At 31.2% G+C, this 26370-nt stretch carries 25 protein-coding genes; 7 read left to right on the top strand and 18 right to left on the bottom strand.

What is annotated here, in order from left to right:
• Window positions 1-21: 21 nt before the first annotated feature.
• Window positions 22-345, bottom strand: coding sequence for a DMT family transporter (locus WY13_RS05550; RefSeq protein ID WP_023163293.1), 324 nt, complete (start codon window positions 343-345; stop codon window positions 22-24).
• Window positions 346-562: 217 nt separating this feature from the next.
• Here WY13_RS05550 and WY13_RS05545 point away from each other — a divergent pair, with 217 nt between their 5' ends.
• The 5 genes from WY13_RS05545 to WY13_RS05525 all read left to right on the top strand — a co-directional run bounded on the left by WY13_RS05545 (window position 563) and on the right by WY13_RS05525 (window position 5145).
• Window positions 563-838 (top strand): hypothetical protein, encoded by a 276-nt coding sequence (locus WY13_RS05545; RefSeq protein WP_063554713.1) that lies wholly within the window; start codon window positions 563-565, stop codon window positions 836-838.
• Window positions 839-1258: 420 nt separating this feature from the next.
• The gene (locus tag WY13_RS05540; RefSeq protein ID WP_063554712.1) at window positions 1259-1732 is read left to right on the top strand and encodes a MarR family winged helix-turn-helix transcriptional regulator; all 474 of its coding nucleotides are present in this window, start codon (window positions 1259-1261) and stop codon (window positions 1730-1732) included.
• A gap of 28 nt (window positions 1733-1760) precedes the next feature.
• Complete coding sequence (locus WY13_RS05535) at window positions 1761-2813, top strand: HlyD family secretion protein (protein ID WP_063554711.1); 1053 nt, start codon at window positions 1761-1763, stop codon at window positions 2811-2813.
• An 8-nt stretch (window positions 2814-2821) separates the two neighbouring features.
• A complete protein-coding gene (locus WY13_RS05530) occupies window positions 2822-3976 on the top strand; it encodes an ABC transporter permease (RefSeq protein ID WP_242866341.1) in 1155 nt (384 codons plus the stop codon).
• Window positions 3976-5145, top strand: coding sequence for an ABC transporter permease (locus WY13_RS05525; protein ID WP_063554709.1), 1170 nt, complete (start codon window positions 3976-3978; stop codon window positions 5143-5145). Before WY13_RS05530 ends, WY13_RS05525 begins: the two co-directional genes overlap by 1 nt.
• Window positions 5146-5520: 375 nt before the next feature.
• Here WY13_RS05525 and WY13_RS05520 read toward each other — a convergent pair whose 3' ends face one another.
• Together WY13_RS05520 and WY13_RS05515 are read right to left on the bottom strand one after the other, a co-directional pair.
• A complete protein-coding gene (locus WY13_RS05520; protein ID WP_063554708.1) occupies window positions 5521-6042 on the bottom strand; it encodes a nitroreductase family protein in 522 nt (173 codons plus the stop codon).
• A 31-nt stretch (window positions 6043-6073) separates the two neighbouring features.
• Window positions 6074-6286: a zinc ribbon domain-containing protein gene (locus tag WY13_RS05515; protein WP_063554707.1), complete on the bottom strand. Its 213-nt coding sequence runs from the start codon at window positions 6284-6286 to the stop codon at window positions 6074-6076.
• A 174-nt stretch (window positions 6287-6460) separates the two neighbouring features.
• Here WY13_RS05515 and WY13_RS05510 point away from each other — a divergent pair, with 174 nt between their 5' ends.
• Both WY13_RS05510 and WY13_RS05505 read left to right on the top strand, forming a co-directional pair.
• Window positions 6461-8527 carry a helix-turn-helix domain-containing protein gene (locus WY13_RS05510; protein ID WP_063554706.1) on the top strand — a complete coding sequence of 689 codons (2067 nt, stop codon included), beginning with the start codon at window positions 6461-6463 and terminating at the stop codon, window positions 8525-8527.
• Between the two features lie 183 nt (window positions 8528-8710).
• Complete coding sequence (locus WY13_RS05505) at window positions 8711-10084, top strand: MATE family efflux transporter (RefSeq protein WP_063554705.1); 1374 nt, start codon at window positions 8711-8713, stop codon at window positions 10082-10084.
• A 4-nt stretch (window positions 10085-10088) separates the two neighbouring features.
• Here WY13_RS05505 and WY13_RS05500 read toward each other — a convergent pair whose 3' ends face one another.
• The 15 genes from WY13_RS05500 to WY13_RS05430 form a co-directional block, all read right to left on the bottom strand.
• A complete protein-coding gene (locus WY13_RS05500) occupies window positions 10089-10811 on the bottom strand; it encodes an effector binding domain-containing protein (protein WP_063554704.1) in 723 nt (240 codons plus the stop codon).
• A 16-nt stretch (window positions 10812-10827) separates the two neighbouring features.
• Window positions 10828-11025 (bottom strand): hypothetical protein, encoded by a 198-nt coding sequence (locus WY13_RS21485; protein ID WP_082848398.1) that lies wholly within the window; start codon window positions 11023-11025, stop codon window positions 10828-10830.
• 46 nt (window positions 11026-11071) lie between these two features.
• Window positions 11072-12007 carry a helix-turn-helix transcriptional regulator gene (locus tag WY13_RS05490; RefSeq protein WP_063554702.1) on the bottom strand — a complete coding sequence of 312 codons (936 nt, stop codon included), beginning with the start codon at window positions 12005-12007 and terminating at the stop codon, window positions 11072-11074.
• A 25-nt stretch (window positions 12008-12032) separates the two neighbouring features.
• Window positions 12033-13343, bottom strand: coding sequence for a DUF6179 domain-containing protein (locus WY13_RS05485; RefSeq protein WP_063554701.1), 1311 nt, complete (start codon window positions 13341-13343; stop codon window positions 12033-12035).
• On the bottom strand, window positions 13343-13816 hold the full coding sequence (locus tag WY13_RS05480; RefSeq protein WP_063554700.1) for a DUF6323 family protein: 474 nt from the start codon (window positions 13814-13816) through the stop codon (window positions 13343-13345). Before WY13_RS05480 ends, WY13_RS05485 begins: the two co-directional genes overlap by 1 nt.
• A gap of 336 nt (window positions 13817-14152) precedes the next feature.
• Window positions 14153-14821, bottom strand: coding sequence for an RloB family protein (locus tag WY13_RS05475; protein WP_063554699.1), 669 nt, complete (start codon window positions 14819-14821; stop codon window positions 14153-14155).
• Window positions 14805-16043, bottom strand: a complete 1239-nt coding sequence (locus WY13_RS05470; protein WP_063554698.1) for an AAA family ATPase — start codon at window positions 16041-16043, stop codon at window positions 14805-14807. Before WY13_RS05470 ends, WY13_RS05475 begins: the two co-directional genes overlap by 17 nt.
• A gap of 201 nt (window positions 16044-16244) precedes the next feature.
• Complete coding sequence (locus tag WY13_RS05465) at window positions 16245-18167, bottom strand: ABC transporter ATP-binding protein (protein ID WP_063555075.1); 1923 nt, start codon at window positions 18165-18167, stop codon at window positions 16245-16247.
• Window positions 18154-19896, bottom strand: a complete 1743-nt coding sequence (locus WY13_RS05460) for an ABC transporter ATP-binding protein (protein ID WP_063554697.1) — start codon at window positions 19894-19896, stop codon at window positions 18154-18156. Before WY13_RS05460 ends, WY13_RS05465 begins: the two co-directional genes overlap by 14 nt.
• A 50-nt stretch (window positions 19897-19946) precedes the next feature.
• A complete protein-coding gene (locus tag WY13_RS05455) occupies window positions 19947-20384 on the bottom strand; it encodes a MarR family winged helix-turn-helix transcriptional regulator (RefSeq protein WP_063554696.1) in 438 nt (145 codons plus the stop codon).
• Window positions 20385-20644: 260 nt separating this feature from the next.
• The gene (locus WY13_RS05450; protein WP_063554695.1) at window positions 20645-22285 is read right to left on the bottom strand and encodes a peptide ABC transporter substrate-binding protein; all 1641 of its coding nucleotides are present in this window, start codon (window positions 22283-22285) and stop codon (window positions 20645-20647) included.
• 88 nt (window positions 22286-22373) lie between these two features.
• A complete protein-coding gene (locus WY13_RS05445; protein ID WP_063554694.1) occupies window positions 22374-23357 on the bottom strand; it encodes an ABC transporter ATP-binding protein in 984 nt (327 codons plus the stop codon).
• A complete protein-coding gene (locus tag WY13_RS05440) occupies window positions 23347-24366 on the bottom strand; it encodes an ABC transporter ATP-binding protein (RefSeq protein WP_063554693.1) in 1020 nt (339 codons plus the stop codon). The genes WY13_RS05445 and WY13_RS05440 overlap by 11 nt, the downstream gene beginning before the upstream one ends.
• Window positions 24367-24381: 15 nt before the next feature.
• On the bottom strand, window positions 24382-25296 hold the full coding sequence (locus WY13_RS05435; protein ID WP_063554692.1) for an ABC transporter permease: 915 nt from the start codon (window positions 25294-25296) through the stop codon (window positions 24382-24384).
• 11 nt (window positions 25297-25307) lie between these two features.
• On the bottom strand, window positions 25308-26228 hold the full coding sequence (locus WY13_RS05430; protein WP_063554691.1) for an ABC transporter permease: 921 nt from the start codon (window positions 26226-26228) through the stop codon (window positions 25308-25310).
• Window positions 26229-26370 lie beyond the last annotated feature (142 nt).

Raw genomic sequence — 26370 nt, 5'->3', positions numbered from 1 at the left:
TCTTTTCTAATAGTAAAAAAATTAGTGACTAACGCCGCTAAAATTTAATCCTACAACTCCTAATATAATAAAAAATATAGACAAAACTTTTAAAATACTTATATTTTCTTTAAAAATAAAAATTCCTATTACTGATATAATAGTAGTTCCCGCAGCTGACCATATAGCATATGCCACACTCACAGGTATTTTTTTTAATGATATTGAAAAAAGTACAAAGCACAAGCCATATGTCAAAATTGTTCCTAAAGCTGGCAGTAATTTTGTAAATCCATCAGACATCTTCATACAGGTTGTTCCTATTGTTTCAAGTATAATAGCTCCAATTAGGTAAATCCATTCCAATGATAAAACCTTCTTTCACTGTTTATAATAATATTAGTCTATTTATGGACTAATATTATTATAAGCTAAAAGCTATTTTTGTTCAATTGCAAATAATTTTACTGTAAACAAAACGAAACTATATAATAGATGCTGTTCTTATTACAATGTCTATTAGCCTAAATTTTCATGCAGTGCTATAATAACATTATTAATTTAAAGTACAGAGGTGCAAATTATGGACAACACAACTACTGAATTAGAACTGCTTTATACTGATGCTAAAAAAGATCCTTCCTTAAGAAAGAAGCTGCTGGAAACTCGTCTTGCAGATGATCCTATGGATACCTTTTGTAAAATAGCCTGTGATACAGGACATCCTATAACTGTTGGAGGTCTTCTGGAAGTTGGACAAGAGTACAGTGACAACCAATGTAAAAGTACAAACGGTGGAAATCCAGATCCCTACGATTCGTTTGAAGATGCATATGAAATGTTTTTATCTTCTTTATAATTTCACTTAATACATAATTAAGGGATTGCCTAATTTTAAGACAACCCCTTTTCCCTGATCTATAATTTTAGAAACTTCTTACCTTTACATGACACTTGGAATTCAAACACCTTGCCTATATTTACCCCCTCTAATAATTCCTATCCTACATACTCTACCATTTGTATAACACTTTCTTAATGGCAGATACCTAACAATATCTTTATTTTGTAGAACTAAAATTAGAAGTTACAGATTATTAATAACAATTTCCAATTATTGATATTGAAACTAATATAATAATGTGTATAATAGTTAGTATGGTTAATCATTAGCCATACTAACTATTAGTCGTACTAACTATTATTTATATAATTATCAGCATATTAAATTAATAGTGTTAGCAGAATAATATCAAAAAACATTTTAGGGGTGTTGTTTATGAATAAAAAAGATACCGATTTAATTAATATTGATCCAATGGAATTAACTTTTGAGGTAGCTGATGAGATAGTTAAAGTATCAGAAATAATAAATAGATTTGGTGAGGAATGCTATAAAAAATTTAAATTAACACAAGTACAATTCAAAGTTTTGTATTATCTATATTTATGTGGTGATGAAGGAAGTACTTCCTCTACTCTTAGTAAAAAGTTAGGAGTAAAAAAACCTAGCGTAACAACTTTAATTGATAGAATGACATCAAAAGGAATTGTTATGCGACAGGAAGATAAAAATGATAGGAGGTATACAAAGGTAATTATAACAGAAGAGGGTAAGGATATCTTAGTTGATATATTACCAGATAAAGAAAATTTTATAGCTTCTTTATTAGGTGTTTTACCAGAAGAACAAATGCAAATTCTATATGAATCACTTGTAAAAATTAGACAACGTTTAACATCTTATAAGTAAACATATTAGTTGATTTGGGAGGATTTATATGAAAAAGAAAAAAATTTCATTATTATTGGCTCTAACAATTACAACAGGTTTGTTTTCAGGTTGTAGTAAGAATTTTGTTTTGACGGGCGATAAAATAGTAAAACAGCAAAGCGACCACTTAATTGTTCAAGGAGATATAGAAACTAAAGAAATAAATATAAATTCTAAAGCTGCAGGCAAAATAACAGCTATAAAAGTAGCTGAAGGTGACAGCATAAAAAACGGACAAGTTTTAATAACTATAGACAATAGTTCACTAGTTGCAAAGGAAGCTCAATCAAAAGCTCAAATCGATGCAGCTACTGAACAAATGAAAGCAGCAGAAGCAGCAAAATCAGCAGCTCAAGCACAACTTCAAAAGGCTCAAAATGGAGCAAGACCGGAAGAAATTGATGAAGCTAAGTCTCAATATGATTTAGCGAAATCTACATATGATAGGATAAATGCATTGTATAGTAAAGGTTATGCAGCTAAAGAAGATTTAGATAAGGCTCAAACATCTATGGATGTGGCGCAAAATCAATATAATGTTGCTAAAGATGGAGCAAGATCTGAAGATATAGCAGCATTACAAGCACAAGTAAGTCAAGCAGATGCAACAATACAGGGATATCAAGCTCAAATTAAACAAGCTGAAGGTGGACAAGATGAAGTACAAAGTTACATAGCTGATACAACAATAACAGCACCAGCAGATGGAATTGTAAATCAGTTAAATGTAGAGGTCGGTGAACTTGTATCTACAGGAATGCCTCTTCTAGTAATGACAAATACAGTTGCACCCTGGGTTGAATGTAATGTAAAAGAAACAGATCTTTCAAAAGTGAAGTTAGATGAAGAAGTTCCTGTCAAACTTTCTGCTTATCCTAATCAAAAATTTAAAGGTAAAATAGTTAGAATTAATAAGGATGCTGATTTTGCAGTTAAAAGGGCAACAAATGATAATGGGGATTTTGATATATTGTCCTATGGGGTTAAAGTTGAATTAACTGATATGAATAAACCACTTCATGCGGGAATGACAGCCTTTGTTGACTTTGGAAAGAAGTGATGATTATCATGAAAGAAAAAATATTAAGATTTAAGTATATGATAATTCCTATTTTAATGTTTCTAATACTTGGAATTGGTGGTTCTATTGTTTTAGCACTTGAATTTAGTGCTCATTCACTCAGCCAAATTCCAACTATTATTGTAAATCATGATAATTCTTTATCAACTCAAACTTTCATTAGGGAAATAAAGACAAATTCAAAATTTAATGTAGTTGCATATAGTCAGATTGATAATGATATTAAAGATTTAATAGACAAAGGAGATGTATCTATAGGATTTATTATTCCTAAACACTTTTCAAAGGATCTAACTGATGGGAAGGATCCAAAAATTATGGTTGTTTATGACGGAGCACAAATGGCCATGACTTCTTCTGGTAGAACAAGAGTTGCACAGATTCTTGGTACTATTAAATCAGCATATTTAATAAATGTAGCAGAGGGACAACTTGGATTAATGCCAGAAGTAGCTGCAAATTATATCAATCCAATACGTTATAATTCCAGAATTATAGGAAATCCTACTGAAAATATATTTAATTTTTTTATTCCAGGATTTTCAATCAATACTATTCAAGTTGGGATGATTATAGTTGTAATTTTGTTAATAAACAAAGGTAATAGCTATAAAAAAATATGGATTAAAGGTATTATGGTTGGACTTCTGGCATCAATTTCAGTTTTTATTATCCATGTAATTTATTGCAAATATTTTGGCTTGCCTTATAGGGGTTCTGTTGATGCAGGAATTATGTTAACTATTCTCTTTTGTATCGGAATGACATTTGTGGGAGTACTTTTAAGCATCTTGTTTAATGGAAACCAGATAGATGCACTAGGTTTAGCAGGTCCAATAGCTATAACTCTATTTTTGGTTGGATACACATTTCCAACTGTAGCTATGCCTGATATTATTCCTATGCTAGCTAAATTAATTCCATTTTATTATTATGCTATACCTCTAAGAGATTTATCACTTATAGGCGGAAGTTTTCAAGATAACTTATCTAATATATTCTGGCTTACTAAATTTATGATTTTTATGTGGGTGGTTACATTTCTTTTATATAAAATGAAAGAAGCTAAGAAACTTAGAAATATTCGAATAAACAAGAAAAATAGTATCATTAATAGTCAAAAAACAGAGGTGATAATATAATGAAGAGTTTTTTTAAAATATTAAAAGAAGAAAGAAGCCCCCTACTTAAGACTATTATACTCACTATTTTAGGAACACTTACTTTTGGTTATGCCATGTCCAATCCTTATATAGAGCATATTCCCTTTGGTGTAGTTGATAAAGATAATTCACATTTGTCGAGAACTGTTGTACAACAACTTAAAATTAGTCCAGGTTTAAATGTTAATTATTACGCAGATTCGGATACTGAACTTGAAAAAGCAATAAAGGATCATAGAGTAGATGGAGGTATAATAATACCTAAGCATTTTGAAAAAGATGTAAGTTTGGCAAAATCGCCCAGTGCTTTATTACTAATAAATGGAACTAGTCTTCCTAAAGAATCCAGTGTTTTAGGATATGCTAGTCAGGTTTTAGGTACGATAAATGCTGGTGCTCAAATAAACACTTTACAAGGAAATGGTATGGTTCCATACCTATCCAAACAATCTGTTTTAAACTTTTCCTACGTTGAACGTGTACTTTATGAGCCGCAAAGTAGTTATCTTAGATATTTAATTTATACTTTGGTACCTTTAGTTAATCAAGGTTTTTTTCTACCAACACTTTTAATGCCTGCTTTAATGAAAAAGAAAGAGCAATTTGCACATATTAAAATACGTTCAAGAGAAGGTGTAAGAGCTGTACTTGGTCTTATAGGAAGAATATTACTATATTCTACTTTATGTACTATATTAATTTTTATTTGCCTATGTATTCTTGATAAATTTGTCTCAGTACCCCTTCGTGGTGATGTATTAATATATATTGTTTTAATGTATTTATTCTTTATTAACCTTACAGCTATGGGATTAGTTTTTACATCAGTTATGGATAATCTTGGTTATTTTATGCTATTTTTTAATATGATAAATATAGTTATATTTCTAACCGCTGGTATTGTATTTCCAGATTATCTGCTGCCAAGTGGAATGTCGGATGCTCTTAATAGTCTATGGCCATTCAGACATATGACAGTAGCATTAAAGATGTTAAATTTAAAAGGATTAGGCTGGGACCTTATGCTTCCTTATTTGCAAAATGAGCTTAAATTTGGCGCATTTTGGTTACCAGTAGGAATTGCACTATACTCTGCTAAAGTTGTTTTTATGAAATATAAAAATAGTAAACTACTGCAGAAAGTTTAAAGTTAAATCTATAATTACTTAAAATTGCTTATATAAGTCTCGGTTGAATTTATAACTTTAGCATTTAAATCAAGTTGGCAATTTGGATAAGTTTAATTGTAGAGTTAACTATCTATATGGGGTTTCTAATTGAAATTTAAACTTATACATAAAATATAATGACAAAATTGAAATCACATTTAAAAACTTTTCCATAAGTCTTAGCGAGGTATTTTAGAAAATCTTAGGAGCTTAGATATGTCTGAGGTACGAGTTTAGCTGAGCTTCTTAGATTTTCAAAATACCGAGCTTTAGACTTGTCAAAAGTTTTTATAGTGATGAAATTTGTCATTATATGATATTGTATATGTTAACTTTCAATTTAGAAACTCTATATTATTTTACAAATTTAATAACCCCATCTTTTCTCTCATGTGCTTTAGATATATCTTCAGGATATCCAATAGATGCCATTCCCCAAACAATATGATTTTCAGGTATACCAAAACTATTTAGTACTTCCCTTACTTCTTTTTCATCACAAATAGTTCTTAATTGGTTGATCCAGCAGGAACCTATTCCTAGTGAATTTGCCATTAGAAATATATTTTCAAGAGCACAAGCGCAATCAGCAAGTCCATTTACATTTTCCTTCTCATTGGACAGCATAATTAAAGTTGGAGGTGCATAAAAATTGTATCCAGCATCTCTCCCTAATGCTCCTCTAACTACTTTTGCAAGTAATTCCATCTTCTCTTTGCTTTGAACAACTGTAAACTGCCAAGTTTGTTTGTTCATGCCACTTGGTGCATACACCCCAGCTTTTAAAATCAATTCTAATTCTTCGTCTTTTATTTGTTCTTCCTTGAACTTTCTTACACTTCTTCTTGTTAAAATATTCTGTAAAACTTCATTCATAATAATTTCTTCCTTTCATATATATTATAAGTTAATTGCCTATAAGAAAATCTAAAATATTCCATCCAGATGAAGACTGTGCCTTGTACAATTCAGTATATCCACACTTTTTACAGCTAATAGTAATAAATTTCTTATTCTGTACATCAAATATCTTTGAGAAATTTCCTCCTGTTGCCTGGAATTGATCTGATTCATATTCTGTGCTGCCACATTTTGGACAAACATATTGTTTCTTTTCCATTTTAAACCTCCTCTTAACCTATACATGATTGTAAAGTAATTATACTCTTTTTAATAAACAAATTTCCACTTGCTTGAAAAAACTTTTTTCATATATTATACTAGTTATAATTTCAAAAAGTATTGCTAGGGCTTTGCCCTTCTTTTCCCTAAAGAAGAAAGGAGTTCAATCTATATGAGGAGAAAATATATAAATTATTCTTCAGATATACCTGTTTCAATAAATTTAGCAAATATAATGAATTATCCTCTCCACTGGCATAATTCAATAGAAATACTTTATGTCCTAAAGGGCACTCTTAATATCACCATAGAATCTGACAAATATGAACTCATAGAAAAAGACATAGAAATAGTAAACATAGATGAAACCCACAGTATTGTAAGCAGTGATGCCGGCAATAGAGTTTTAGTGTTTCATATAGATCCTTATTTTTTTGAAAAATACTACAGTGATATTGAAAACATGTTTTTCTTTACCAACACCACAGATGACAGAGCTCAAGAAAGTGAAGAATATGATATTTTGAGAACCTTTTTAGCTAAAATAGCCTGTGAAGCAATTCAAAAGCAGGATAACTACGATGAGGAAATAAAAACCATTCTCATAGATCTTCTCTATCACCTCATAAACAATTTTCATTATTTAATGTATGAAAATGAAAATTTAAAGGAAAAAGAAGAACAGCTTGAAAGATACCATAGAATTTCCAAATACATATTTAATAATTATAACGATAATATAACCTTACAGGACATTGCAAAAAAAGAATTTTTAAGTACTGACTACTTGTCCCACGGTATAAAGGACGTCACAGGATACAGCTTTACAGATTTACTGAATTCAAATAGAGTTGAAGAGTCCCTAAAACTTCTTTTAGATACAGATAAAACTATATCTGAAATTTCAGAAGAAGTAGGATTTTCCCATACCAGGTACTTTAATAAACATTTTAAAATTCAATATAACTACACTCCCCTTCAATATAGGAAAAAGTTTAAAATGGATGATGAAGCTTTTGAGAAGCAAAAAATTATTGAATTTTTTAATCTGGGGGAAAGCCTCCAGTACATAACACATTATTTGGAGGACTATGACAGATTCAATTATGAGGATAAAATAGCAAAGATAAATATAAATATGGGAGATGACCTTGGAAAGTTCAGCAAAAGTTTTAAAGATATATTAAATGTAGGAGATGCCTTTGAACTTCTCCTGGAAGATAACAAAGATATATTAGAAGTTCTTCAGGAAGAAATAGGCTTTACCTATGCCCGACTTTTAAATATTTTCAGCGAAGATATGTGTATATTTCCAGAGTCTAAGTTCTATAATTGGAATAGAGCCCGGGATGTACTTGAATTTTTAGATACGCTTAATATAAAACCTATTATAGTTTTAAATGATACGGGTTTCTCTACTTCAAGCTTTCTATTAGCTATAAAATCTTTTTTAAACTACTTTAATGACCTAGATAGTTTAAACTTAGATTCCTTTAAATTTCAATTTGACTCTACTCTAGAGCCTGCTGTTGTGGATAAAGTAACAGAACTTTTATCTACAGAATACAAACTGGAAATAGTTAAAGATGTATTTTATGCAAAAGACAGCATAGATTTTATCTACGATACCACATATATGCTGCCCTATATTATATATAGTGTAATAAACAATACAAATTCTCTAAACTTTTTAAGAGCCTTTGATGTGCTAGATAAACAAATTAACTTGACTAATGAAGTGTTTTTTGGATACCCAGGACTTATAAATGACAAGGGAATAAAAAAACCTTCTTATTATGCCTATTACTTGTTAAATAAACTTGGAGACACTTTAGTTGCTAAAGACAAAGGATATATAGTTACAAAATCCAATAATGAGTACCAAATCCTACTCTACAACCATCATGACAATGTAAATAAACTGATACCTTTTGAGAATTTTTCAAAGCTTAGGGCTGTCAAAAATGCTGCTGCACAAAAGCTTTCAATAAATATAGTAAACATACCTTCATCTATAAAAATAACTACTTATGAAATGAACGAAAAATCCGGCTCCTCATATAACTACTGGCTTGATATGGGTAAACCCAAAAGACTAAGCAAAGAAGAAAAACAGATTCTTCACAAAGCCTCTTTTCCAAGTATACATTTTAAAAGCTTTAAAAAAAGTACTGTATTTAATATACGAACTAAACTCAAGGGTTATGGTGCTCTATTAATTCTAATAAAAGAGGTCTGATAATACCTTAAAACAGGTGTTATTATGCTATTTCAATAATGTGACTATTTTCGCAGCATAACGACATAGTACCTTTTTATGAACCTTTAAGTGAATGTAAATTTTGCCCAAAAGCATTACAATTTAACTATAGAAAAAAGTTAAGCCTATTTTCTAACAGCTTAACTTATTGAGGTGAAATTTATGGAAATTGAAAATAATACTCTTAAACAAGGTAAAATAAGAAAATTACTTTTAAAATTTGCTATACCTTCTGTGTTCGCACTGTTGGTATCTGAGCTTTACAATATTGTAGACACGGTGTATGTGGGACACTACATAGGAGTTACTACACTAGCAGCTATTACTATAGCATTTCCAATTCAAAAATTATTAGTAGCCCTTGGGCTTTTGATAGCTGTAGGAACTTCCACTTATGCCGCTAGAAGCTTAGGTGAAAGAAATATTGCAGAATTTAAAAAAATAATAATTACTTCTTTTAGTTTGGTTCTAATATCACTTACGATAGTTTCATTCATGATTTTTATATTTAGAAGACCCATTTTTTATGTATTAGGTGCCGACAATCTAACTTATCCTCTAGTTAACAAATATGTATCTATAATACTTTTAGGGGGCATTTTTCAGTCCTTATCAGTAGTTGCCTGTTATATTATGATTTCTCTAAAAAGAACAAAAGCTCTTCTATATACTAATTTAATAGGTGTTATTTTAAATATTTTAATCAACTATATATTAATAGTTAAATTGCACTTTAAAATAGAAGGTGCTGCTATCGCTACTGTATTATCTCAAATAGCTGCCTTTGCCTTTGCTTTTTACAAGTTTAAAAATGTCATAAAGGAATTTCATATGGAATTTTCAATGCGTTCCATTCACAATTCAGTTACAAAAGAAATTATATGGGGCATAATTACCGTTGGATTCTCCACCTTTATAATAGAAATTGAGGATGCCTTAGTTACTGTAGTTCTAAACAACCTTCTTTATACTGAGGGCGGAGAATCTGCTATTGTCATGGTAGGAGTAATAACTAAAATTTCTATGTTTCTATTTGTAACCATAATAGGCATAAGTTCCGCAATGCAGCCTATAGTTGCTTATAATTTTGGTGCTGAAAACTATGATAAAGTTAAAAAGGTTTTAAATACTTCAATTAAAGTTGTTCTAATAACCTCTTTTGCACTTTGGTCGATCTTTATGTTATTTCCAAATTATATCATAGGCTTTTTCTTAAACGATACTGCCCTTTTAAATGAAACAGTTAAAGCATTCAGATTATGCATATCTCTAATTCCTTTAACAGGAATATATTATGTAGTAATAAACTATTATCAAGCAATTGGTGAAGCTAAAAAAAGTTTCTTACTTTCAATATATAGAGAGATCATAGTGTTTATCCCTTTAGCCATACTACTTGTTCAGCTTTTTGGTATAAAAGGTGCCTGGGCTGCCTATCCTATAACTGATGCCTCTGCTGTTTTAACCTCTTTTTACTTTTTAAATAAAGCATTAAAGGAAGATTTTGATCAAGTTGGAGTGAGTGAAAAATTCTAATGGCTTACTTTACAGCCACATATATATCCACTTCGGAATTTTCACTCCCATCATATCTCTCATCATAAATCTCAAAATCTCCTGTATATGTTCTTTCAATATCAGCATTCCATATATATCCCCAGGCTTCTCCAATGCTTTCCGGCATTTTTCCCTTTACTGTTACCACATAATATTTAGATGCCGGAATTACTTTATATGTCATACCATCAGGTATGCTACCTGTATCTTTTACTTGAAGTCCAACCATATAAGAATAATCTCCAAATTCTTTATTTTCATAATCACTATATAATCCTAGAATTTCACCATTCTTCAGCTTATTGGGTATTTTATCTTCAAGCTTTTGCTGGCTAAATTCTGTCCATAGTTTTTCGATTACAGCCTTACATTTGCCACCTTCATTAGTAGTCCTTATTTCTTTTCCAACCAATACAATTTGATTCTTTTTTACTACCTTGCAGGTTATTTTACTCTTTCTCCACCTTTTTAAATTGGGAAGACAGTTTCCCATAAGATCCCTTGCTTCACTTTCCTTCATTCCCTTTTGAACCATAAAAGGTACAGAAGCCTCAATCATCTGTTCCATAGTTAAATCCGGCTGTTTAAAATCTCCATTTTCATAACAGTAAATACAATATTCCTTATTTTTTTTATTATTCTTTTCAGTACCATAAAGTTCCTCATTCATTGGCATTCCACAACTTTGACAGTATTTTTGTTTCATATAATATTCTCCTTCCCTATGGGTTAATTGATATTTTTATTATACAGGGAAGCTTTGACAGCATTATGTCAGGTTTAATTTTGTTTTTCGCCCGATGGCTACCTACTGTAACACTCCCACTTCTATCAAAGTGGGAGCTAACAGTAGCTACACCCCTGGATAATTCATCTAAACTTAGTGGGAGAAACAAAATTCTAAAAAGAAAGCGATTCATTTTAAATCAAAGATTTGGGATACCTGCCTTTCCCACTAAGTAAGATTCATTGATAAATAGCATTCATTTTTTTGCATCTATTTTTTATAATCTCTCTTACATGAAGAGGCTTTATTACCTCTACATATTCCCCATAGCCAAGTATCATGGAATAGATCCATTCATTCTCTAAAAATTTGGTATTTACTATAATGCTGCCATCTTCTCCAAAGGTCATTTCATCCTTATCAAAAGAATCTTCTACCCTATACCTAACTTTTTCTGAAAATTTAAGAGTAAGTTCTGTAGGCAGTTTTTCAACTTTATTCATGCTTAAATATTTTTCATAGGAAATTCTACCTTTATGAATCTCTTCATTTAAAATACTCAAAGTATCCATTCTAGAGAGCTTAAATATCCTGTAGTCCTGTCTTAAATTACAAAAGGAAAATAAATACCACCCAAAACCTTTAAATACAAGGGTTAAGGGTTCTACCTTCCTCGAAACATACTCACTTTTTGCATTTCTATAGTTAAAAGACATGCACTTCTCATTCTCTAAAGCTTCATATATTATGTTATATTTTTCATTTTCTTCACTGGATTTTTTAAATCCCCAGGGCAAGGTATCTATAAATATCTGTTTAAAGTGCAAATTAAAATCACTCTTCTTTTCATCCGGTACTATGTTTTTTACTTTTTCAATGGCTAAATCCACGTTTTTGTCATTTAAAACTTCATTTATGTTTCTCAAAGCTTCTACTATAGAAATCATGTCATCCAATGTTAAAAACTGATGGTTGATTTTATAATTGTCCACAATATAAAAACCTCCATTATTTCCGGACTGAGATGCTATGGGAATCCCTGACATATTAATTGCTTCAATGTCTCTATAAATAGTTCTTACAGAAACCTCAAATTTTTCAGCCAATTCTCCTGCAGATATTTTCTTTCTATTTAAAAGCATGACAACAATTGCAATAAGCCTATTTATTTTCAAAACTAAAATCCTCCATATATTTTAATTACAGTTCCTCTCCTAAATCAATATCCATAATTGTCTTTTCTATGACTTTTATTCTTTCTTCTTTCAGTTCCAATAAAAATTCGATGTAATAATTCTGCCATTCATATTCCAAAGTATCTTTATAGAGAAGCAGTTTCCCATATGTGAGTTTAAAAGAATTACACCTTAAATCATCATAAAATACATTTTTACCAAGTACAGCAAGAGACATGTCATCAAGTGACTGAAATGCCTCTTTATATTCATCACCAAATAAACATTCCAAATTTAAAATATCCATGTAATCTTCAAGAGAATGTACATTTTCACTTATAATTTCAAGCTTGTCTTTAACATTTTCGCATTTTGTAACCTCATCCACAACACAACTAAATGCATAGTCATCCATTTTCCTGCCTTTTTTAAAGGCAACATAATTTTCTTCATTATCTTCTTTATCTATAACAACCATATTATAAAGATTGCCGCTGCTGCAGGCAATCAAAAATCTAGTTTTAAATGAATTCTCATACTTTTTTATATAACCTATAAGTTTCAAGTTTTTAATATTAAACTTGGAGATAATTTTACTAAAAGTTCTGTTTACAATTAAACATATCTCCTCCTTGCTTTTTCCTAAAAACCTTTCATTTATTCTTTTAAACTCATCCATTGATATTGTAAGTTTTTCTTTACTGCTTTCTAATAAAACTAGAAAAACAGATTGATTAATAAGTATTTCAAAGACATTTATTGGAGCTTTTATAATATTTATTTTATACTTTTTACCATAATCTCTAAGTAATTTTCTAATAGCTGCCTGTGTAAAAAAGTTACAAAATTCAGTTTCAATCTTCAATTTTTCAAGGTATTGTTTTATATAATAAATGCCTTTTATATTCATATCATCAAATACAAGGGGATAATCCATAGTACATGTTATATCCTGTGCTGCAAAAATTATATCATAGCTTTCAAAGAAATAAGGTAATACTGTATCTATCATATAATTATATACTTCATTTGGAATATGAAGCTTGTTTTCTTTTACTTCCCTATAAAGTTCTTTGCTCTCTAACACAGATTTTTTAAGGATTTCAGTGCCACCTTCATAAATTTTAACTATATCATCTTGAACCATCAAAGAAAATCCTTTACTGGAATTTGACGAACCTTTAATGTAGGCATTTATTGCATAGTAAATTGAATTCAAAATACGAACTGCTGTATCCTCTTTTATGGAACTGCTTTTACCTTTTGTGTATCTTACTATTAGATTTTGGAGGATATATAATACATCTGTGTTTCTATTTTTAATAAATTCTTTCACTATTCATTTTCCTCCTCTTTCTTTATGTCATCAATATCTTTACCATTTCTAAAATTATCTATAATTTTTTCAATACCTTTGCCTTTTATAAGTTCCATTGAACCACCATAAACTGTATTGTAAAAAAACATTATAGTTTTTAATATCTCATCATCACATAAAAAATCTGACGTAGAATTTTTCACATAGTGAAATACTTCATACATATCGCTAATTGTTTCAACTAAATTGTCCTGATTTACATAAGAAGATTTTCCAAGCTCCTTTATAATAGATTTCATCACATCTAAATTTAGCTCAATTCTGCCCTGAGCCTTTAATGCATTGTTTCTGGTATTTATTATATCTTTTGCATCTTTGACACTAAGAACAAGATCATGGGTTCTAAGGTCATCATTTAATTTAGAAATTTCATTTATACTGTTTGATTCCTGTAACTTGCTGAGTGAATTAAATATTTCAGGTAAATTCATCGTTTTTCCTCCTAAAAATGAAAATAAAGCACTTGACACAAAATTCATTTTGTGATATAGTAACATTGGATATTTATATACATGTGCAATGGTTATTATAACACATCTCCTATTATAATTAAATAGATAATGCGTAATTTACTATTTTTTATAATGTCAAATCGATAAAATTCATTATAGTTTATATATTTTTACTTATAAAAATATAGTCAAGTTAAATATTTTGCATTTAATTTAACAAAATATCTAACTAGACTAAAGGTTATAAAAAAATTCACCCAACTGTTTAGGTGAACTTTCTTTTCTATTTATAGATTAATATAAATCTTTGAATAATTACTTAGAATTAGGCTGAATATATTTAATTAATTCTTCTACTAAACTTTGTACTGTAGTACATGGGTTCATTTTAGATGGCAAAAAAATATTATTTTTCTTATATTCTTGGATTAAATCTTTACTTCTTTTAATAGCTTTATCTATACAAGGATATGTAATGTCAAATATTTCTTTTATATTTTTATCATAAATTCCATTATTAATCTTTTCTTTCTCAAAATGATGACTTAACTTTGAATAATAATCATTTCTAGAAATAGATGAATTTAAAATTGGGAAATGAAGTAATAACCATAATTCAAAACATTCATTTGACCATGCTACATTAAATCCTTCATTTTCAGCAAATTTTATTGCCTCATCAAAATCATTATTATCATCTTTATCAAAAACTACCCATACTTCACTATAAGTACTTAGGCTTCTCATTTTTAAAGCCTCATTTACAAGTACCATAGTAGCTCTTCCCTTACCTTCTACATTTAAAGATATTTTATCAACTATAATTTTGCTTCTAAACAAACCTTCTATTATTCTTTTTATATTTTTAAAATAGTTAACTTCCGTCTCAGTTCCTTCAGTTACAATCAAATAATTTCCTGGACCTGGTGATTTGATATTCTCTTTTCTTCGGCGTTTAAGCCCAGCTCTATTTAACCTTGGCATTTTCCGTCCTCCACATATCATAACCTCTAAGTATAGGAACAGCACCATACTTTCCTAATAGATAATCTTTGTTATAAGAAGCATCTTTTCTAACCTTTTTATCATCATCTAATTTGTATTCAGCTAAAGAATATAAATTAGAAACAGCATTATTATCCTTTTCCACAAACCATATTTGATCCCTTCTAAATATATCCTTAGTTAAGGTATAGTTATCATGAGTAGCATATATGAGCTGAGCACCATTTTTATTGATTTTCTCGTCATGAAACATAGTTAAAACATACCTTAAAAGTAACGGATGTAGCTTCGAATCCAGTTCATCAACAAATAATGGCAATCCAAATTCAATTGCGCTTTTTAAAAACCAAAAAAGTGAAAACATTTTTTGAGTTCCACTGGATTCTTCAGAAAAAGGTAACTTATAATAGCCATTGCCTCCTCCAATTAAGTGCTTTGTATATATCTTATATTTTGTTTTATCATTTTCGTCTTTATTTTTTTCTACAATTATTCCTTCTATATTAATATCAATAGCTCTTAAGAAGGTTGTCAATTCTTTTTGATACTCCGTACTTTCAAGATCGAAATTTGCTTCTGACAATGCAATTTCAAATAACATATTACCATAATCTATAACTACAGTAATATTAAACCACTGACTAACATTTGTAGCATATCCTATATTGGCATTTGATATTATAGAAAGAAATAATGTCTTATCTCTAACCATAGGAATAAAATTATCTGCACCCTTAAGCATTTTTGAGTTACATTCAATGCCAGTACCGTCTCTTTCAAATAGAGGCACAAACTTACCTTTCCTATTTTTTATGTACAGCCATTCCTCACATATTTTTTTTTCATCAAGAGAAAATCCATATTGATATTCTTCACCTTTATATTTAAAAAACACTTCAAATTCTGCAGGTTGATTTTTACTTTCAGTATCAAAAGCAAATCTTTTAAGAGGTATATTTTCTTTATCAGAAGCATTCTTAAAAGAGTACACTACCCATTTTCTCATAAACCCATAAGCCTCAATTATTGAACTTTTGCCACTGGCATTAGCACCATAAATAGCTGCAGTTTTAATATACTTTTCATCATTTTCATCATTTATTAGATTATATGGGTGTTCTGTAATAGACGTTGCCGTCATGTCTAATGTAGTTTCATTTTTAAAGCTTTTAAAATTTTTAAAGTTAAATTGTATAAGCATTTTTCTCACATCCTTACTATTATAATACTATACTTACCTTAATAAGTGAATATATATGAGCCTATTTCTCATATAACAAGTTTGCCCATATATAGTTAACTTATTCTTTTTAACTTAAATTCCATTTTTTGTTATCATATTGTATTAATTATAACATAAAAATTCACCCAACACTTAGGGTGAATTTTATTTTTTATTTATTTACGACAGTTCAAAGGCTCCTGTATACAATTGATAATATTTCCCTCTTTGCTCAATCAAATCATCGTGACTTCCTCTTTCAATGATTCTGCCTTGTTCCAGCACCATAATTACATCTGAATTTTTAACCGTTGAAAGCCTATGTGCAATTACAAATACCGTTCTTCCCTTCATAAGCTTATCCATTCCTTCTTGAACAATAGCTTCTGTTCTTGTATCAATGCTGGATGTAGCTTCATCAAGTATTAAAACTGGTGGATCTGCAATAGCAGCTCTAGCAATAGTCAAAAGCTGTCTTTGTCCTTGTGACAGGTTTCCACCATCTCCAGTAATAACAGTATCATATCCCTTTGGTAAATGTTTTATAAATCCATCTGCATTTGCAAGCTTTGCTGCTGCAATTACTTCTTCCTCTGATGCATCCAATTTTCCATACCTAATGTTATCTGCAACTGTTCCTGTAAATAAATGTGGATCCTGCAGTACAATTCCAAGAGATCTTCTTAAATCATCCTTCTTGATCTTGTTAACATTAATGCCATCATATCTAATTTTTCCATCCTGAATGTCATAGAAACGATTAATTAAATTAGTAATAGTAGTCTTTCCTGCACCTGTAGCACCTACAAAGGCTACTTTTTGTCCCGGTTTTGCATAAAGCTTTATATTATGCAGTATAACTTTCTCATCAGTATATCCAAAATCCACATCATCAAATACTACCTCTCCAAGAAGTTTCGTATAAGTAAGCGTGCCATCATGATGGGGATGTTTCCATGCCCAGATTCCCGTATGTTTTTCAGTTTCTACTAATTCCCCATTTTCATTTTCTTTTGCATTAACCAACGATACATAGCCTGCATCTCCTTCTGGCTTTTCATCAAGAAGTCTGAATATACGTTCAGCTCCTGCCAGTGCCATTATAACAAAATTAAACTGCTGGGACATTTGGTTAATTGTAGTACTAAATGTTCTTGTCAATTGCAAAAATGCTGCAATTCCTCCAAGAGTAAATCCGCCAAATCCATTAATAGCTAAAATAGAACCAAAAATAGCAACAAATACATAATTTATGTAACCAATGTTACCCATAATAGGCATTAAAATATTGGCGTACTTATTTGCATTATTTGCACTGTGATAAAGCTCGTTGTTTAACTTATCAAAATTGATTTTTGCCTCTTCTTCATGACAAAAGACTTTAACAACCTTCTGGCCATTTATCATTTCTTCTATATATCCATTTACCATACCTAAATCTTTTTGTTGAAGTCCGAAATACTTTCCACTTTTTCCACCAATATTTTTGATAACATAAATCATTAAAATTACAATTAAAATTTCAACTATAGCCAGTGGGAAACTTAAATATACCATTGAGATAAAAGTACTGACAACAGTAATAATTGCTGCTAATATTTGTGGAATACTTTGGCTAATCATCTGCCTTAAGGTATCCGTATCATTTGTATAAAGACTCATCAAGTTTCCATGGGAATGCGTATCAAAGAAACTAATAGATAAACTTTCCATATGAGAAAATATGTCATCTCTTATTCTTTTAAGAGATCCTTGAGAAATTATAATCATTACACGACTGTATACATATGTTGACACAACTCCAACATAATAAATTACTGCCATAGTAGTTATCATTTTAAACAGCGGTCCAAAATTATGATTTGATCTTTGTAAAAGAGGTGTTATATAATCGTCAATTAAGTTTTTTAAAAATAATGTACCTATAACATTAGCAAGAGAACTTACGACAATACCTACTAATACAATAAGAAATAGAAACTTATATTCCTTGATAACATAAGCTAATAATCTTTTTAATGTTTTTAAAGAATTTTTACTAGGCTTTACATATCCACGATGTCTGCCCATTGCTCTAGGTTTAATATTATTATTTTGAGCCATTGTCATCGTCATCTCCTTTCACTTGAGATTCATAAACTTCATGGTATATCTCATTTGTCTTTAGTAACTCCTCATGAGTTCCAAAGCCATCTATTTTTCCATCGTTTAATACAATGATTCTATCTGCATCCTGAACTGAAGAAATACGCTGTGCAATAATAATTTTTGTAGTATCTGGTATTTCTTCTCCAAATGCTTTTCTAATAAGAGCATCAGTTTTAGTATCCACTGCACTAGTAGAATCATCTAAGATTAATATTTTTGGTTTTTTTAACAGAGCCCTTGCAATACATAATCTTTGTTTTTGCCCACCTGATACATTTGAACCACCCTCTTCAATAAAAGTATCATACTTATCAGGAAACTTTTCTATGAATTCATCAGCTTGGGCCTCTCTACATACAGCAACTATTTCTTCATCAGAAGCATTTTTACTTCCCCATCTTAAATTTTGCTTTATCGTCCCAGAAAACAATACGTTCTTTTGCAGCACCATTGAAACTTCATCCCTAAGAGTCTCTATATCATATTTTCTAACATCAACTCCGCCAACTTCAATAGTTCCACATGTAGTATCATATAGTCTTGGAATAAGTTGAACTAAAGTAGATTTTCCACTTCCTGTTCCTCCTATAATACCTATTGTTTCGCCAGAATTAATCTTCAAGTTTACATTTTTCAAAACTAGATTGTCCATATTTTTATTATAACTAAAACCAACTTTGTTAAATGATATGGATCCATCTTTTACTTCACAAATTGGATTTTCTGGATCTGTTAAATCACTTTTTTCGTCCAAAACCTCAACAATTCTTTCAGCAGATGACTTGGCCATAATTACCATTACAAATACCATTGAAATAATCATAAGACTCATTAATATATTAACGGTATAAGTAAATAAACTCATAAGTTCTCCCGTTGTCATGGATTTTGAAACAATCATTTTTGCTCCAAGCCACGACAAAAGCAAAATACATGTATACACTGCAAATTGCATTGCAGGGGCATTAATTATTATTAATTTTTCAGCTCTTATAAAGTACTTATACAAAGTTTCAGAAGCTTTATAAAACTTGCTTTTTTCATGCTCTTCTCTTACATAAGCTTTTACAGTCCTTATGGCAGTTAGATTTTCTTGTACACTAGCATTCAAATCATCATACTTTTTAAAAACTTCCATGAAATATGGATGTACTCTTGTCATAATAATATACAATATAATTCCCAAAAAAATTATGGCACCTAAGAATACAAGAGCTAACTTTGCATTTATATAAAAACTCATTGCCATAGCAAAGATTAGCATAAATGGTGCTCTTACAAGCATTCTTATTATCATTTGAAATGCATTTTGAACATTTGTTATGTCTGTAGTCAGTCTAGTTATAAGACCAGCTGTAGAATATTTATCTATATTAGAAAAAGAAAAGTTCTGAATATTATAGTACATTGCTCTTCGCAGGTTTCTAGCAAAACCAGTAGATGCTTTAGCCGCATATTTTCCTGATAATGCACCGCAAGTAAGTGACACAAATGACACCATAAGCATTATAGTTCCAACAATGCACACATATTTTATATTTCCTTTCCCCACGCCATTATCAATTATCCATGCCATCAACAGCGGAATAATCGTCTCCATTATGGCCTCTAAAGCAACAAATATAGGTGTTATAATAGAATCTCTTTTAAATTCGCCTATATAACTTGATATCTTTCTTATCATAACCTTGCTCCTCCCCTGTTAGATTTCTAACTAATATCAGAAATCTATATTCAATCCCCAATTTTTTCAGACAATCTGTCAAGTAAATCGACTAATATATCTGTCTCCTCATCACTTAGTTCATCTTTTAAGGATTTTTCCATTTCAATAATGAAATCATATACCTTTTTTTGAATTTCCAAACCCTTTTCTGTAATTGTTATCTTCTTAAGTCTTGCATCTTCAGAAACACTTACCCTTTTAATGTATCCATTTCTCTCCATTAGTTGAAGTACACTAGTTACAGAAGAACGTCTAATGTCAAGTTCTACTTCTATATCTCTTTGGAATATATCTTTTTTATTTGACCTACAATATATAAAGCCAAGTATTCTAGCTTGAACAGCAGTTATACCATACTGTGACGCCTCTTTATCTATTCTTCTATGAATTCTCCTAGAAAGTATACTAACTTTTCTTCCAATGTACATTTCTGTTTTATTGTTCATTTTCATGCCTCCACCATTTGTTAGATTCCTAATTGTAAGGTTTCTAACTATTATAATTTTAATTATACATTATGTCAATAATTTTTGGTAAAATATAAAAACTATGAAGTTTAGATTAAAAATCTAAAAAAGAACCTATAGAATAGACACTAAAAAAGCTGACTCCTGTACAATACAGAAATCAGCTGTTAACTGCTTAGGCATTTTTTATGTCCTTGAAATAGGTTCCATTTTAGGTTCTAAGACAGTTCTTTTATTTGTTATTTTTCTAAGTAGGCATCTCTGAAGAAGAAGAACCCAAGATTGGATACATGGACTCCCTTTAGTTTAGAATTCATGCATACAAGTTCACTATAATAGTAGATTGGCATTATTGGTAAATCGGTCATGAGTTGATCTTCCGCCTGATGCATCAAATCAGCTCTCTTACCCTTGTCAGATTCTGCTTTTGCCTGTGCTATCAACTGGTCATATTTTGTATTTGAATATCCACACATGTTATTTCCGTTTCCTGTTGTGAACATGTCGAGGAAAGTCATGGCATCATCATAATCAGCTATCCAAGTATCCCTTCCAACTAAGAATTGATGATTCTGGAGCTGGGTAAGATGAACTTTTCTTTCGACATTTTTCAGAGTGACATTTACTCCAAGATTCTTTTTCCACATATCCTGGACTGCCTGTGCTATATTCTGATGGGTTTGATCCGTATTGTAAAATATTTCTAGCGCAGGGAACCCTTTGCCATTTGGATAACCTGCTTCAGCCAGAAGTTTTTTAGCTTGTGCTACATCTGCAGTTTTAGGAAGATACTCTTTGTCTGTAAATTGTTTTCCGTTTGAATTGCTTGTTCCTTTAGGTACAAATGAAGTTGCAGGTATTTCGCCACTTTTTGTAACCTTTTCAGCTATTTCATTTCTGTCTATTGCAAGGTTTAATGCTCTTCTAACCTTTACATCACTTAATGCCTTTGCAGCTTCAGGATTTATACCCTTAGCTTGTGGTGATACATTGAAATCATAGTAGTAAGTACCTAAATAAGGATATGATTTTGCAGTACCATTTTTAAGCAGAGTAGGAGCCTCTGTAGAAGGTGGTCTATCTATCATATCAAGCTCTCCCGTCTTGAAGGCTGCATAGTAAGTGCTGGCATTTTCAAGAGTTTTGAATTCAATTCTATCTATTTTTACATTTTTGGTATTCCAGTAATTAGTATTTTTCTCAAAATTTAAGCTATCTTTTGCCTTGTATTCAACCATCTTGTAAGGTCCATTAGATACATAGGTACTAGGTTTTGTAGCCCAGCTGTTAGGATCTTTTTCAACTATGTCCTTTCTTACAGGATCATATGTAGGAAAAGCTGTGAGTGAAAGAAAATACGGTGTAGGAGCTTCAAGGGTAGCTACCAAAGTATAGTCATCTTTAGCTTTTACACCAACCTGATCAACTGTAGCCTTACCTTTATTATAAGCTTCACCGTTTTTCAAGTAAAATAACTGATATGCATATTGAGAAGCTGTTTTTGGATCAACAGCCCTTTTCCATGCATATTCAAAGTCTTTTGCCGTAACTCCCTTACCATCTGACCATTTTGCATTTTTCCTCAGATGAAAGGTGTAGGTAAGTCCATCGCTGGAAACTTCCCATTTTTCTGCAACTCCTGGTATTGGCTTTTCATTTTTGTCAAGGTTAGTCAATCCTTCAAAGGCATTTACAATTATTTGTCCTCCTTCGACTGAGTTATTCAGACCAGGATCTATTGTTCTAGGGTCAGCATTAATGTTTACTTTTATAGTGTTTTTACTGCTTGAACTGCTTGAATTGCCGCAGCCTGCAAACATACATCCAACAACTGTAAGCGACATTACAACTGCAAGAATTTTAAGTTTGTTTTTTAACATAATAGTTCCTCCTTAAAAATTTAATATATGTTCAATACGTGTTAAAACACGTAGAATATACTATAAGTTCAGCAAGTTACCCTATTAACTATTTGTCATATAAATGACACGCTGTGCAATGACCTCCACCGAGATCTTTTAATTTTGGCTCTTTTTCAGAACATCTTTCTGTTGCATATTTACATCTATCTTTAAATCTGCATCCTGGTGCAGGATCTATTGGAGACGGTGTTTCACCCTCAAGCACTATCCTGGTGTTTTTAGCAGCCATATCAGGGTCTGGTATTGGAATTGCAGACAAAAGCGCTTTTGTATAAGGATGAAGTGGATTCTTATACAGTTCATTGCTTTCTGCAAGTTCTACAATTTTACCAAGATACATTACTCCAATTTTGGTTGATATATGCTTTACCATGGATAGGTCATGGGCTATAAACAAATAAGTAAGACCCATATCCTCCTGAAGATCTTCAAGCATGTTCACAACCTGTGCTTGAATTGATACGTCAAGAGCAGATATAGGTTCATCACATACTATGAATTCAGGTTCCACTGCAAGAGCTCTTGCTATGCCTATTCTCTGCCTCTGACCACCTGAAAATTCATGTGGATATCTGTTTACATGGTCTTTATTTAATCCTACTTTGTTAAGAAGGTACTGAATTCTGTCCTGTCTTTCCTTGCCTTTCATTAGATTGTGTATATCTATGGGTTCTCCAATTATATCTCCCACTGTCATTCTTGAATCAAGAGATGCATATGGATCCTGAAATATCATTTGCATTTTTCGCCTGTAAGGCATCATTTTTGACGGGGAAAGTTTTGAAATATCTACACCATTGTAAATTATATTTCCACTAGTTGGTTCATAGAGTTTTATTATGGTTCGGCCTGTAGTGGTTTTCCCACATCCAGATTCTCCAACCAGACCTAGAGTTTCACCCTTATTTACAACAAAAGACACATCATCAACAGCTTTTACATTGCTGATTGTTTTTCCAAAAAACGATTTCTTAGCAGGAAAATATTTTTTCAAGTTTTTTATTTCAATAAGAGGCTTACTATTTTCCATTTTTTACACCTCCTACATTAATTGTTTCCAACTTAGGTGCATCTTTATGATTGAGCCAGCAGGAAGCAAAATGATATTTATCAACTTCAAAAGCTTCTGGCATCCTATTCAAACATATTTTCATTGCATATTCACATCTTGGAGCAAAGGGGCATCCAACAGGTGGTTTTAAGAGATCTGGAGGAGTTCCTTCTATAGGTTTAAGCCTTTGTTTTGTATCTTTATTAGGATTTGGTATACTTTTTAAAAGACCCCAGGTGTATGGGTGCTTTGAATTGTAGAAGATATCCCTAGTACTTCCTCTTTCAATTATCATTCCACCATACATTACATTTATTCTGCTGCATAGATCCGCTACAACGCCAAGATCATGAGTTATAAGTATTATTGACATACCAAGTTTATTTTTTAAATCTTTCATGAGTTCGAGTATTTGAGCTTGTATTGTTACATCCAAAGCAGTAGTAGGTTCATCTGCAATTAAAAGTTTTGGATTGCAGATAAGTGCCATAGCTATCATGGCCCTTTGCCTCATTCCACCAGAAAACTCATGAGGATATTGGTTAATTCTTTTTTCTGCACTTGGTATTCCTACTAGTTTCAACATTTCAATAGCTTTGCTTCGTGCTTCTTGTTTACCCATGTGTCTATGTTTTATTAGTGATTCAGACAATTGGTAACCTATTTTAAAAACTGGATTTAAAGAGGTCATAGGATCTTGAAATATCATTCCGATCTCATTTCCTCTTATATTTTCCATTTCTTTATCACTTAATTTTGTCAAATCCTTATCTGAAAATTTTACATTATCTGCTTTCATTTCTCCATTTTCAGGTAGAAGTCTCATAATTGACATCATGGTTATGCTTTTCCCGCTTCCAGATTCCCCAACTATTCCTAAAGCTTCACCTTTGTCAAGGTGAAGAGATACCCCTCTTACTGCCTTTACTTCACCAAGATAAGTATGGAAAGATGTATGCAGATTATTTATTTCAAGTAATCTATCCATTTATGTAGCCTCCTATTATTTTTTCATTTTAGGATCCAAAGAATCTCTTAATCCGTCACCTAGTAGATTAAATGCGAGCATAGTCAAGCATATGGCTATAGATGGAAAGAAAAGCTGAAGTGGATACAATTGAAATCCATCTAAGGCATCAGAGGCTAATGTTCCCCATGAAGCCATTGGTGCCGATACACCAAGACCTATAAAACTCAAAAATGATTCTGTGAATATTGCATCCGGTACTGATAGAGTAAGTGTTACAATTATTGGTCCCATACAATTTGGAATTAAGTGCTTCAAAAGTATCCTTGTAGATGATGCACCTAGAGTTTTGGCAGCCAGTACAAATTCCTGCTGCTTGAGAGACATTATTTCACCTCTCACTATTCTGGCCATTGTAAGCCAAAATGCTACTGCTAGGGCAATTATTATACTCTTAAGTCCTGCACCAAAGACTACCATAAAGAGTATTACATAGATTGTCATAGGTATAGAGTACAAAATGTCTACTATTCTCATCATTATATTATCTACTTTTCCGCCAAAATAACCTGCTATTCCACCATATACTATTCCAATTATTATATTTAGCAAACTTGCAACATAACCTACAGTCAGAGAAATTCTTGCTCCATACAATACTCTTATGAATATATCCCTGCCAAATTTATCTGTTCCAAACCAGTGGGCACTGCTTGGAGATAAATTTGCCATATTTAAATCCTGACTGTAATAATTATATTTTGAAAACATAGGCCCGAATACAGCAAGTAAAGTAATAAATATTACAAATATCAAACCTGCCATAGCTAACTTGTTTAACTTTAATCTTCTCCATACGTCCTGCCAGTAGGACATATTTGGTCTTACTATTGCTTCAGATTGTTTTTCCTTATCCGAAACTTTCTCAAATTCATTCTTTGGTATTTCCATTTTTCGACCTCCTAGGATTCAAGTTTTATTCTTGGATCGATGATAACATATAATATGTCTACAACAAGATTGCATACTATTAAGAATGCACTATAGAATATAGTTACACCAAGTATTGTAGTGTAATCTCTGTTGTATATGCTTTGAACGAATTCCCTACCGAGTCCGGGTATTCCAAATATATTTTCAACTACGAAACTACCGGTAAGAATTCCCGCAAATAATGGACCTATATACGTAACTATAGGTATAAGTGAATTTCTTAAAGCATGCTTATATATTATTTTAATTTGAGGTAATCCCTTTGCTTTTGCTACTTTTATGTAATCCTGCCTAATTACTTCTAGTAGGCTTGATCTTGATAATCTGGCTATAAATGCCATTGAATAGGTGCCTAATGCAACAGCCGGAAGTACGTAGCTTGATGGAGAATCAAGACCTACTGCAGGAAACCACCCAAGTTTAACTGAAAAGAAGTAAATGAAAAAAGTTGCCATTACAAAGTTGGGGACAGTTACTCCAAAAGTCGATATAACCATGGCAAGGCTGTCTTGCCACTTACCTTGATGTAATGCTGCAATTATTCCCATGAATAGACCCAAGATTAATGCAAAAGCTATAGCCAATATACCTACTTTTGCCGATGCAGGGAATGATTGGGATATTACCTGATTTACAGATTTTCCTTCATACCTCATAGATGGTCCAAGTTCGCCGTGTACTATATTTCCAAGATATGTAGTATATTGTTGGCTAAGAGGCTTGTCCAACCCAAATTTTTGTTCCAAATTAGCCTTTATTTGAGGTGGAAGCTTTTTTTCGTCATCAAAAGGACCACCAGGAATCATGTGCATTAGCAAAAATGTTATTGATATTACAATCCATATTGTAATGACACTATAGACTAACCTTTTTAAAATATACTTAAGCATTTTTTAACCCCCATTGTGTGATTATTGTAAAACTTTCTTCCGTGAAAACAACATTATAAATTAACTCTTGTACCTTTTATTGGTACAAAAGTAAATTCAATGTAATGTTAATAAATATGCATAATTATGAAATATGCAAAAA

The organism is Clostridium ljungdahlii (assembly GCF_001636845.1).
Lineage (GTDB): Bacteria > Bacillota > Clostridia > Clostridiales > Clostridiaceae > Clostridium_B > Clostridium_B ljungdahlii_A.
This window is presented reverse-complemented; position numbering and strand designations above follow the sequence as displayed.

Coding starts and splice junctions, on each gene's coding strand:
- WY13_RS05435 (WP_063554692.1), bottom strand. CDS start 25,296: ATGGAAATACCAAAGAATGAATTTGAGAAAGTTTCGGATAAGGAAAAA.
- WY13_RS05480 (WP_063554700.1), bottom strand. CDS start 13,816: ATGAATTTACCTGAAATATTTAATTCACTCAGCAAGTTACAGGAATCA.
- WY13_RS05465 (WP_063555075.1), bottom strand. CDS start 18,167: ATGGCTCAAAATAATAATATTAAACCTAGAGCAATGGGCAGACATCGT.
- WY13_RS05530 (WP_242866341.1), top strand. CDS start 2,822: ATGAAAGAAAAAATATTAAGATTTAAGTATATGATAATTCCTATTTTA.
- WY13_RS05440 (WP_063554693.1), bottom strand. CDS start 24,366: ATGGATAGATTACTTGAAATAAATAATCTGCATACATCTTTCCATACT.
- WY13_RS05450 (WP_063554695.1), bottom strand. CDS start 22,285: ATGTTAAAAAACAAACTTAAAATTCTTGCAGTTGTAATGTCGCTTACA.
- WY13_RS05505 (WP_063554705.1), top strand. CDS start 8,711: ATGGAAATTGAAAATAATACTCTTAAACAAGGTAAAATAAGAAAATTA.
- WY13_RS05475 (WP_063554699.1), bottom strand. CDS start 14,821: ATGCCAAGGTTAAATAGAGCTGGGCTTAAACGCCGAAGAAAAGAGAAT.
- WY13_RS05430 (WP_063554691.1), bottom strand. CDS start 26,228: ATGCTTAAGTATATTTTAAAAAGGTTAGTCTATAGTGTCATTACAATA.
- WY13_RS05515 (WP_063554707.1), bottom strand. CDS start 6,286: ATGGAAAAGAAACAATATGTTTGTCCAAAATGTGGCAGCACAGAATAT.
- WY13_RS05445 (WP_063554694.1), bottom strand. CDS start 23,357: ATGGAAAATAGTAAGCCTCTTATTGAAATAAAAAACTTGAAAAAATAT.
- WY13_RS05540 (WP_063554712.1), top strand. CDS start 1,259: ATGAATAAAAAAGATACCGATTTAATTAATATTGATCCAATGGAATTA.
- WY13_RS05470 (WP_063554698.1), bottom strand. CDS start 16,043: ATGCTTATACAATTTAACTTTAAAAATTTTAAAAGCTTTAAAAATGAA.
- WY13_RS05460 (WP_063554697.1), bottom strand. CDS start 19,896: ATGATAAGAAAGATATCAAGTTATATAGGCGAATTTAAAAGAGATTCT.
- WY13_RS05510 (WP_063554706.1), top strand. CDS start 6,461: ATGAGGAGAAAATATATAAATTATTCTTCAGATATACCTGTTTCAATA.
- WY13_RS05545 (WP_063554713.1), top strand. CDS start 563: ATGGACAACACAACTACTGAATTAGAACTGCTTTATACTGATGCTAAA.
- WY13_RS05535 (WP_063554711.1), top strand. CDS start 1,761: ATGAAAAAGAAAAAAATTTCATTATTATTGGCTCTAACAATTACAACA.
- WY13_RS21485 (WP_082848398.1), bottom strand. CDS start 11,025: ATGAATCGCTTTCTTTTTAGAATTTTGTTTCTCCCACTAAGTTTAGAT.
- WY13_RS05455 (WP_063554696.1), bottom strand. CDS start 20,384: ATGAACAATAAAACAGAAATGTACATTGGAAGAAAAGTTAGTATACTT.
- WY13_RS05520 (WP_063554708.1), bottom strand. CDS start 6,042: ATGAATGAAGTTTTACAGAATATTTTAACAAGAAGAAGTGTAAGAAAG.
- WY13_RS05525 (WP_063554709.1), top strand. CDS start 3,976: ATGAAGAGTTTTTTTAAAATATTAAAAGAAGAAAGAAGCCCCCTACTT.
- WY13_RS05500 (WP_063554704.1), bottom strand. CDS start 10,811: ATGAAACAAAAATACTGTCAAAGTTGTGGAATGCCAATGAATGAGGAA.